This window comes from Streptomyces globisporus (assembly GCF_003501885.1).
GTDB classification, from domain to species: domain Bacteria; phylum Actinomycetota; class Actinomycetes; order Streptomycetales; family Streptomycetaceae; genus Streptomyces; species Streptomyces globisporus_D.
Genome location: NZ_QWFA01000235.1, coordinates 1 through 8,383, shown reverse-complemented (window position 1 = coordinate 8,383; position 8,383 = coordinate 1). Strand labels below are relative to the sequence as shown.

General features: G+C 71.4%; 10 protein-coding genes. 6 read left to right on the top strand and 4 right to left on the bottom strand.

Features of this window, described 5'->3' with window-relative positions:
• Positions 1-163 precede the first annotated feature (163 nt).
• From D3105_RS30210 to D3105_RS34795, 3 genes are all read left to right on the top strand, one after another.
• A complete protein-coding gene (locus D3105_RS30210) occupies positions 164-634 on the top strand; it encodes a hypothetical protein (RefSeq protein WP_118906097.1) in 471 nt (156 codons plus the stop codon).
• Positions 635-703: 69 nt separating this feature from the next.
• A complete protein-coding gene (locus D3105_RS30205) occupies positions 704-1,345 on the top strand; it encodes a glyoxalase (RefSeq protein ID WP_206272968.1) in 642 nt (213 codons plus the stop codon).
• 66 nt (positions 1,346-1,411) lie between these two features.
• Positions 1,412-1,558: a hypothetical protein gene (locus D3105_RS34795; RefSeq protein WP_164873563.1), complete on the top strand. Its 147-nt coding sequence runs from the start codon at positions 1,412-1,414 to the stop codon at positions 1,556-1,558.
• Between the two features lie 111 nt (positions 1,559-1,669).
• Here D3105_RS34795 and msrB read toward each other — a convergent pair whose 3' ends face one another.
• The 4 genes from msrB to D3105_RS30185 form a co-directional block, all read right to left on the bottom strand.
• On the bottom strand, positions 1,670-2,077 hold the full coding sequence (gene msrB / locus D3105_RS30200; RefSeq protein WP_118906095.1) for a peptide-methionine (R)-S-oxide reductase MsrB: 408 nt from the start codon (positions 2,075-2,077) through the stop codon (positions 1,670-1,672).
• 10 nt (positions 2,078-2,087) lie between these two features.
• Positions 2,088-3,482, bottom strand: a complete 1,395-nt coding sequence (gene murC / locus D3105_RS30195; protein WP_118906094.1) for a UDP-N-acetylmuramate--L-alanine ligase — start codon at positions 3,480-3,482, stop codon at positions 2,088-2,090.
• A 65-nt stretch (positions 3,483-3,547) separates the two neighbouring features.
• Complete coding sequence (locus tag D3105_RS30190) at positions 3,548-4,000, bottom strand: indole-3-glycerol phosphate synthase (protein WP_206272966.1); 453 nt, start codon at positions 3,998-4,000, stop codon at positions 3,548-3,550.
• 162 nt (positions 4,001-4,162) lie between these two features.
• Entirely contained in the window at positions 4,163-4,951 is a 789-nt protein-coding gene (locus tag D3105_RS30185; protein ID WP_118906092.1) for a pyrimidine reductase family protein, read from the bottom strand.
• A gap of 37 nt (positions 4,952-4,988) precedes the next feature.
• Between D3105_RS30185 and zapE the strand changes: the two genes are divergently transcribed.
• From zapE to D3105_RS30170, 3 genes are all read left to right on the top strand, one after another.
• Entirely contained in the window at positions 4,989-6,083 is a 1,095-nt protein-coding gene (gene zapE, locus D3105_RS30180; protein WP_206272964.1) for a cell division protein ZapE, read from the top strand.
• Positions 6,084-6,172: 89 nt separating this feature from the next.
• Positions 6,173-6,598 (top strand): OsmC family protein, encoded by a 426-nt coding sequence (locus tag D3105_RS30175; RefSeq protein ID WP_118906090.1) that lies wholly within the window; start codon positions 6,173-6,175, stop codon positions 6,596-6,598.
• A 206-nt stretch (positions 6,599-6,804) separates the two neighbouring features.
• Positions 6,805-8,178, top strand: coding sequence for an alkaline phosphatase PhoX (locus D3105_RS30170; RefSeq protein WP_118906089.1), 1,374 nt, complete (start codon positions 6,805-6,807; stop codon positions 8,176-8,178).
• Positions 8,179-8,383 lie beyond the last annotated feature (205 nt).

Below are 8,383 nucleotides of genomic sequence, written 5' to 3'. Positions count from 1 at the left end.
CTCCCCGACCCTCGCTGCCCGAACCGGCGTCCGCCGGTTCGGGCCGGCGCCCCCTACCCGCCCGTCAGGCGGCCGTAGGCCGCCGAGCGGGCCGGTACCGTAAGGGGAGATCCGTACGACTCGTGAGCCTCCTGACGGGCTGCGTGAACCCAGAAGGAACCACATGACGACCAACCGTGGACGCAAGGACGTCATCCGCGACCGGATGGCCGCCACCGGCGAGTCGTACAACGTCGCCGCCCGCAACCTCAAGGCCATGAAGGACACCGCCGCTACCCGCGACGCCGTCCTCGTGCAGCGCTGGACGCCCGTCGACTCCTTCGACGTTCCCTGCCCCTGCGGCGGGACCTGCGAGCCGGGCGAGACCTGCGGCCACTGCCACGCCCGCCACCGGCACGTGAAGCGCTACCCGGGCTCCACCACCGAGGTCGAGACCTGGGCCGACCGCTACGAGTGCACCGGCTGCTCCTCGTCGTACACCCTCACCGTCCACCTGGCCGGCCGGCCCTGGGGCGTCGCCGAGACGGTCGTCAGGGGCGGATCGGGCGAGGAGGTCGTGCAGGCGACCGTCTTCCCGGGGGTCATTCACCCGCTGCTGCGGTCGGAGGCGGCCGAGGGTCCCGGCCAGGAGTGACGGCAGGTGGGGCGGAACCGGTCAGGATTCGAGAAGCCTTTACCGCCCCCCGCCTCTAGCGTGAAGGACATGGCAACCACCACTTCCTCCGCAGCCCCCACGACCCTCGCCTCCGTCATCCTTGAGGTGGCCGACCCCGAGGCCGCCCGCCATTTCTACAGCGCCTTCGGTGTCGACAGATACATCACCGCGCGGGCGTCCGAAGCGGTCTCGGCCGGCTTTCGCGGGTTCACCCTGGCCCTGACGGTCTCCGGCCCGGCCACCGTGGACGGCTTCGTCGCCTCCGCCGTCGGCGCCGGCGCCACGGTGCTGAAGCCCGCCACGAAGTCGCTGTGGGGGTACGGCGGAGTCGTCCAGGCCCCGGACGGGACGATCTGGAAGATCGCGACCTCGGCGAAGAAGGACACCGGACCCGCCACCCGCGACATCGACGAGGTCGTCCTGCTGCTCGGTGTCGAGGACGTGAAGGCCACCAAGCAGTTCTACGTGGGGCGGGGTCTGACCGTGGCCAAGAGCTTCGGCGGGAAGTACGCCGAGTTCGCCACCGGTGGCGGCTGCCCCATCAAGCTGGCGCTGTACAAGCACCGAGCGCTGGCCAAGGACCTCGGTGTCCCCGCCGACGGCACCGGCTCGCACCGCATCGTGATCGGCTCCACCGGTGGCACCTTCACCGACCCGGACGGCTTCGTCTGGGAGGCCGCACAGTCCTGATCCACCGGGAGCGTGCGATCGCGCGTTCGCGGGGTAAGCGAGAGGCAGACGCCCCAAGGAGGAACCATGTCGCGCCTGATCGCTCGCATCACCCGGTTCACCCGCAGCCCCCAGGGCCGGCGGACCATCGCGTCGGCCCGGCGCGCCGCGGCCGACCCCCGCAAGCGCGCCCAGGCCCGCAGCCTGCTGGGACGGCTGCGCGGACGCCGGTGACCTCGGCGCTCCGGCGGCCGGCCGGAGCGGCGCCGGGAAGCGAACGCGGAAGATGCCCGCACAGGCCTCCCCGTGCAGGCATCTTCGCGTTCCGTCCCGTCGGCGTACGGCTCAGCTCTCGTCCGGCGCCAGCGTCAGCGAGATCGAGTTGATGCAGTAGCGCTGGTCCGTCGGAGTGGGGTAGCCCTCGCCCTCGAAGACGTGGCCCAGGTGCGAGCCGCAGCGGGAGCAGCGCACCTCGGTGCGGACCATGCCGTGGCTGCGGTCCTCGATCAGCTCGACCGCGTCGGTGTCCTTCGGGTCGTAGAAGGACGGCCAGCCGCAGTGCGACTCGAACTTGGTGTCGGAGCGGAACAGCTCCGCCCCACAGGCCCGGCAGGAGTAGACGCCCGCCGTCTTGGTGTCCGTGTACTCACCGCGGAAGGCGGGCTCGGTGCCGGCCTGGCGCAGCACCGCGTACTCGGCGGGGGTCAGCTCTTCCCGCCACTGCTCGTCCGGCTTCTCGACGTCGTACGGCACGGCTCGCTCCTCAGCTCGACAGGTGGTCCAGGATGCGCGGGCCGAGGTCGGTGACGTCGCCCGCTCCCATGGTGAGAACGAGATCGCCGGGCTTCGCCATTCCCGCGATCGCGGCGGGTACGTCGGCCTGGTCGTGGACGGCGGTGACCTCGGCCCCGGCCGCTTTCGCCGCGTCGATGATCAGGGCGCTGGTGATGCCGGGGATCGGGTCCTCGCGGGCCGGGTAGATGTCCAGGACCACGGAGGCGTCGGCCAGCGCGAGGGCCTGGCCCATCTCGGTGCCCAGCTCCTGGGTACGGGAGAACAGGTGCGGCTGGAAGACGACCAGGATGCGGGCGTCGGCGGCGGCGCCGCGCATGGCCTCCAGGTCGGCGGTCATCTCGGTCGGGTGGTGCGCGTAGGAGTCGATGACCTGCACGCCCGCCGCCTCGCCCTTGAGCTGGAGGCGGCGCTTGACCCCGGTGTACGAACCGAGGGCCGAGGCCAGGTTGTGCGCCGGGATGCCGAGGGCGACCCCGGCGGCGAGCGCGGCGACCGCGTTGTGGGCGTAGTGGGCGCCGGGGACGGAAACCGTGAAGGTGAGGAACTTCCCGTTGAGCAGGACCGTGACCTCACTGGTCAGGCCGCGCGGGGTGACCTTGTGGACGCGTACGTCGGCGTCCTCGGCGGAGCCGTAGGTGACGACCTTGAGGTCGGAGAGGTCACGGACCCGGCGGGTCAGCTCGACCGCGCCGGGCTGGTCGGCGGAGATGACGAGGGTGCCGCCGGGGACGATCTTGCCGACGAAGGTCTCGAAGGAGTCGTAGATCTCGTCCATCGAGGCGTAGTTCGCGTGGTGGTCCAGCTCGACGTTGAGGACGATCGCGACCTCGGGGTCGTACTTCTGGAAACTGCGGTCGCTCTCGTCCGCCTCCGCGACGAAGATGTCGCCTTCGCCGTGCGTGGCGTTGGTGCCCGGGCCCTCCAGGTCGCCGCCGATGGCGTACGAGGGGGCCAGGCTCAGCGAGGAGAGAGCCACGGCCAGCATGGAGGTGGTGGTCGTCTTGCCGTGCGTACCGGCCACCGCGATGGCCCGCAGGCCGTTCATCAGGGAGGCCAGGGCGTCCGAGCGGTGGACGACCGGAACGGCCAGCTCGCCTGCCCGGAGCAGCTCCGGGTTGTCGGCGCGGATGGCGCTGGACACGACCACGCAGGACGCGTCCTCGGCCAGGTGCCCGGCCTCGTGCCCGATGTGCACGGTCGCCCCCAGCGCCCGCAGCGACTCGGCGGTGGCGGACTCCTTGGCGTCGCTGCCCGCCACCTTGGCGCCGCGCTGGGCGAGGATCTTCGCGATGCCCGACATTCCGGCCCCGCCGATGCCGATGAAGTGGGGTCGTTCCATGGCGGCGGGAATGCCGGGTGCCATCTGTACTCCTCTGGGGTGTGCGCTGCGTCCGCGGGCCCGGTGCCACTCCGGGCCGCGAGCCCAGCCTATTCGCTGTGCGCGAAGAGCTTGAGCACCGGGACGCCCACCTTGTGGCGGGCCCGGGAGGCCCAGTCGCGGTGGAAGAACTCCTCCACGTAGTGCGGGGCCGTCAGGACGATGACCTCATCGGCGCCCGCGTCGTCGACGACGGTCTTCAGCTTGTCCAGAGGGTGGTCCTCGATCACCTGTCCGACGGCTTCGGCGCCCGCCTGGCGCAGGGCCCGTAGGGAGTACTCCAGGCCGATCTCGGCGGGTTCGCGGGCTTCGCTGCCCTCCGGTTCCTCCCCTTCGCGCACCGCTTCCTTCAGCTCGCCCATCGCCACGTCGTCGATCGCGCGCAGCAGGACATCGGCCTGGTCACCGCGCGGCTGCAACAGAACGACGAACGAGATCCGCTCCTCGCCGTGGAGCGTGGTGACGAAGTCCACGTCCTCGGGAGTGAGCGGTTTCTCGATCATCAAAACGCTTGTGAACACGACAGGCGCCCTTCCGCTTCTTCGTCTCGTCGACCGCCGGCTCGACCGTCGACGGTCGTTTGCTGAAACCATCCTTCCCCGTGCTTCCACGGGGTTGCAGGGGTAAGTGTGCCCAGCCGAAGCTAAGCGGAACGGCAAATTCCGCTAACTGTCAGTCCGACGGTACCGAGAGAAGAGGAAACCGGCCTCTTCCAGCAGCGATGCCAGGAAAAAACGTTCCGGCACGGCGACCCCGGGACCCCCGGCGATGCGCTGAGCGTCACCCGCAGTGAGCATCGGGGAGAGCGTCAGGCAGAGCTCGTCCAGCGCGCCGGCCGCCACGAACTGGCCGAGCAGCCGGGGCCCGCCCTCGGTGAGCTGACGGCGCAGCCCCCGGCCGGCCAGTTCGCGCACCACCCGGGCCGGGTCCACCCGGGCACCGTCGCCCGCGATCACCACCTCGGCGCCCGCCTTCCGGGCCGCCCCGATCCGCTCGGCGGGGGCTCCGGCGCCGGTCACCACGAGGGTCGGGACGAGGGGCTCGGTGAACAGCGGCAGCGAGAAGTCCAGGTCCAGGGAGCCGGTCACCACCGCGACGGCGGGCGCGGGGCCCTGCCCGGCGGCTGCGCGTCGCGCGGCGAACGCCTCACGGGCGCGGGCCGGCCGGTAACCCTCCAGGCGTACGGTCTCGGCCCCGGCGATGACCACGTCGGCCAGGCCCCGCAGGGTGCCGAAGATCCGCATGTCGGCGGCGCAGGAGATGGGCTGCGAGCGGCCGTCGTGCTGGGCGGCCCCGTCGAGGGTGGAGACCATGTTGGCGCGCAGCCAGGGGGTTCCGTCGGGGAGGCCCGCGGGGTAGGCGTACGCCTCCGCCAGCTCGTCGAGGCTCCACTCGCGGTCGGGGGCGGCGGCGCCCGTCGTTGTCAGGTCCGTCACAGGGAACAGGCTTCGCATGGGTTGCAGTCTGGCACGGGCCTTAGGGTGGAGAGTTGTGTCGTCATCCACCGCGTTTCCGGGGCAGAGCCCCCTTGCCGAAACGGCCCCGCTGTCCCTGTGCGCCCGCGAGCCGCACGTCCCCGCCGACCGTCTGGTCGCCGAGATGGTGCCGCCGCCGCGCTTCGATTCGGTGCGCTTCGACACGTACGTACCCGACCCGAACCAGCCCAGCCAGAGCGAGGCGGTCACGGTCCTGGAGGGGTTCGCCGCCGGGCTCGGCGGGGCGCACGCGACGGGTTCCGGCCGCCGCAAGTGGTTCGGCAGCAAGAAGCCGGCCGCGCCGGCCGGACCGCGCGGGGTGTATCTCGACGGCGGCTACGGCGTCGGCAAGACCCACCTGCTGGCCTCCCTCTGGCACGCCACGCCCGCCGAGCCGTCGCTGAAGGCGTTCGGCACGTTCGTGGAGCTGACCAACCTGGTGGGCGCGCTGGGGTTCCAGCAGACCGTGCGGACGCTCAGCGGCCACCGGCTCCTGTGCATCGACGAATTCGAGCTGGACGACCCGGGCGACACCGTACTGGTGTCCTCGCTGCTCAGCAGGCTCGTGGAGTCGGGAGTGGCGCTGGCTGCGACCTCGAACACACTGCCGGGCAAGCTCGGCGAGGGCCGGTTCGCCGCGGCCGACTTCCTGCGCGAGATCCAGGGCCTGTCCGCGCACTTCCGCCCGCTGCGCATCGACGGCGAGGACTACCGGCACCGCGGTCTCCCCGAGGCCCCGCCACCGTACAGCGACGAGCAGGTGGCCCGGGCCGCGTACGCCACGCCGGGCGCGTCCCTGGACGACTTCCCGGGGCTGCTGGACCATCTGGCGAAGGTGCACCCGAGCCGGTACGGCGCGCTCACCGACGAGCTGGGCGCGGTCTGCCTGACCGGGGTGACGCCGGTGCCCGACCAGTCGACCGCGTTGCGCCTGGTGGTGCTGGCCGACCGGCTGTACGACCGGGAGGTTCCGGTGCTCGCCTCCGGGCTGCCGTTCGACAAGCTGTTCAGCGACGAGATGCTGAACGGCGGGTACCGGAAGAAGTACTTCCGGGCGATCTCCCGGCTGACGGCGCTGGCGCGTGACGCGAAGGGACTGGTGGCGCAGTAGGTTCGGGGGGTGACACCGGGTGCCCGTTCGGCGGCGTACCCGTAACTCCACTTCCGTACAACCGCGCACACCGTTCGAAGGGATCCAGCATGGCTACCACGCGTCAGGCGCACACGGTCTGGGAAGGCAACCTGATCGAGGGCAAGGGGGTCGTCTCCTTCGACTCCTCCGGCATCGGTGAGTACGACGTCTCCTGGCCGTCCCGCTCCGAGGCGGCGAACGGCAAGACCAGCCCGGAGGAGCTGATCGCCGCCGCGCACTCCAGCTGCTTCTCGATGGCGCTCTCGCACGGTCTTGCCGGGGCCGGCACCCCGCCCACCAAGCTGGAGACGAAGGCGGATGTCACCTTCCAGCCCGGCACCGGGATCACCGGAATCCACCTCACGGTCGAGGGCTCGGTCCCCGGGCTGGACGAGGCGGCCTTCGTGAAGGCGGCCGAGGACGCCAAGGCGAACTGCCCGGTCAGCCAGGCGCTGACGGGTACGACGATCACGCTGTCGGCCTCGCTGGCCTGACCGGTCGGGCGGCGGGCAGGGGCCGGTCGGCTTCGCCGGACCGGCCCGTCGGCCGAAGCCGGCCCGACCGTCCACGGGCGGCCCTTCCGCTCTGGGCCGTCCCAGCAGCAACACGGGGCGCGGGGGCGCGCATGGTTCCCCCGCGCCTCTGTGCGTGCTACACACGTGCGGGTCACTTCACCTGTCCGCCAACAGGGAGTCACCTCATGTCAACCGCACCCCGCTCCACCGCAACCCGACGTCAGGTCCTGGCAGGCAGCGGCGCAGCCGCAGCGATCGCCTTCACGGGGGCCTTCTCCGAACTCTTCGCGGGCACGGCAGCCGCGCGCGGCCACAGCGGTTACGGCCCCCTCGTCCCCGATCCGGACGGTCTGCTCGACCTGCCGAAAGGATTCCGCTACCGGGTGCTGTCCCGGGAGGGCGAGCCGCTGCGCTCCGGCGAGGGCCCGGTGCCGAGCAACCACGACGGCATGGCGGCCCTGCGGGGCCGCAACGGGCGGATCCACCTGGTCCGCAATCACGAGAACCGGCACACGGCCGAGATCGGCGTGCCGACGATTCCGGGACTGACGTACGACCCGGCGGCCAAGGGCGGCTGTACGTCGCTGGAGCTGGACGGCCGCAACAAGGTGCTCGGCGAGCGGGTCGCCATCGCGGGTACGGCGGTCAACTGCGCAGGCGGGCCCACCCCCTGGCGCACCTGGCTGACCTGCGAGGAGAACGAGGACAAGGCCGGGACCAACGGGTACACGAAGGACCACGGCTTCATCTTCGAGGTGGACGGCGCCGATCCGCGCCGCACGGGGGCCGTCCCGCTGACGGCGATGGGCCGCTTCCAGCACGAGGCGATCGCCGTCGACCCGAAGTCCGGGATCGTGTACGAGACGGAGGACGCGTTCGAGAAGCCGTTCGGGCTCTTCTACCGCTTCCTCCCCGAGAAGCCGCTCGGCGGCACCGGTTCGCTCCGGGCGGGCGGTGAGCTGGAGGCGATGCGGGTGCCGGGCGTGCCGGACCTCTCCGTCGTCCAGGAGACGGGGACCAGCTTCGACCGGATCGAGTGGGTCCCCGTACCGGATCCGCTGGCGAAGGAGACGGCGATCCGCTTCCAGGACTTCGGGGCCAAGGGCATCACGCACGCGCAGAAGCTGGAGGGCTGCTACTGGGGCGGCTCCTCGGTCTACTTCGTCTCCAGCTTCGCCCACCGCGACGAGGGCTCGGCGGCCGACCACTACGGCCAGGTGTGGCGCTACGAGCCGAAGAAGCGACGGCTGACCCTGGTGGTGATCTTCGGCCCGGACACCGACATCCAGCTGCCCGGCGAGTCCCCCGACAACATCTGCCTGGCGGCCGACGGCGGCCTGATGGTCTGCGAGGACGGCGGCGGCGCGCAGCACGTGCTCGGGGTGACCCGGCGCGGCGAGGTGTACACGATGGCGCGCGGACGGCAGAACATCGGGACGCCCGAGGAGCCGGAGTGGGGCGAGTTCGCGGGGGTCACGTTCTCGCCGGACGGCTCGACGATGTACGTGAACTGCTACACGCCGGGGACGACGTTCGCGGTGACGGGGCCGTGGTGCTGAGGGAGCCACTTCCTGGCTCTCACCTTCGGAGCGCCCTCGACCGTTATAGCCATATTGTCGGATATTTTCCGTGAGTGATCACTGCTGCGCGGAAGACACGGAAGGCGACGGTCCTGGCGGTCGCGGGGGTGCTGACCGGCACCGCCCTGACCGGGTGCGGGGGCGAGACCCCCGCACCCGCTCCCCCACCCCCGCCCGCTTCGGC

Bases quoted from the DNA above. Each gene is read 5' to 3' on its own strand.
- D3105_RS30210 (WP_118906097.1), top strand. From the start codon at position 164: ATGACGACCAACCGTGGACGCAAGGACGTCATCCGCGACCGGATGGCC.
- D3105_RS30205 (WP_206272968.1), top strand. From the start codon at position 704: ATGGCAACCACCACTTCCTCCGCAGCCCCCACGACCCTCGCCTCCGTC.
- D3105_RS34795 (WP_164873563.1), top strand. From the start codon at position 1,412: ATGTCGCGCCTGATCGCTCGCATCACCCGGTTCACCCGCAGCCCCCAG.
- murC (WP_118906094.1), bottom strand. From the start codon at position 3,482: ATGGCACCCGGCATTCCCGCCGCCATGGAACGACCCCACTTCATCGGC.
- D3105_RS30190 (WP_206272966.1), bottom strand. From the start codon at position 4,000: ATGATCGAGAAACCGCTCACTCCCGAGGACGTGGACTTCGTCACCACG.
- D3105_RS30185 (WP_118906092.1), bottom strand. From the start codon at position 4,951: ATGCGAAGCCTGTTCCCTGTGACGGACCTGACAACGACGGGCGCCGCC.
- D3105_RS30175 (WP_118906090.1), top strand. From the start codon at position 6,173: ATGGCTACCACGCGTCAGGCGCACACGGTCTGGGAAGGCAACCTGATC.
- D3105_RS30170 (WP_118906089.1), top strand. From the start codon at position 6,805: ATGTCAACCGCACCCCGCTCCACCGCAACCCGACGTCAGGTCCTGGCA.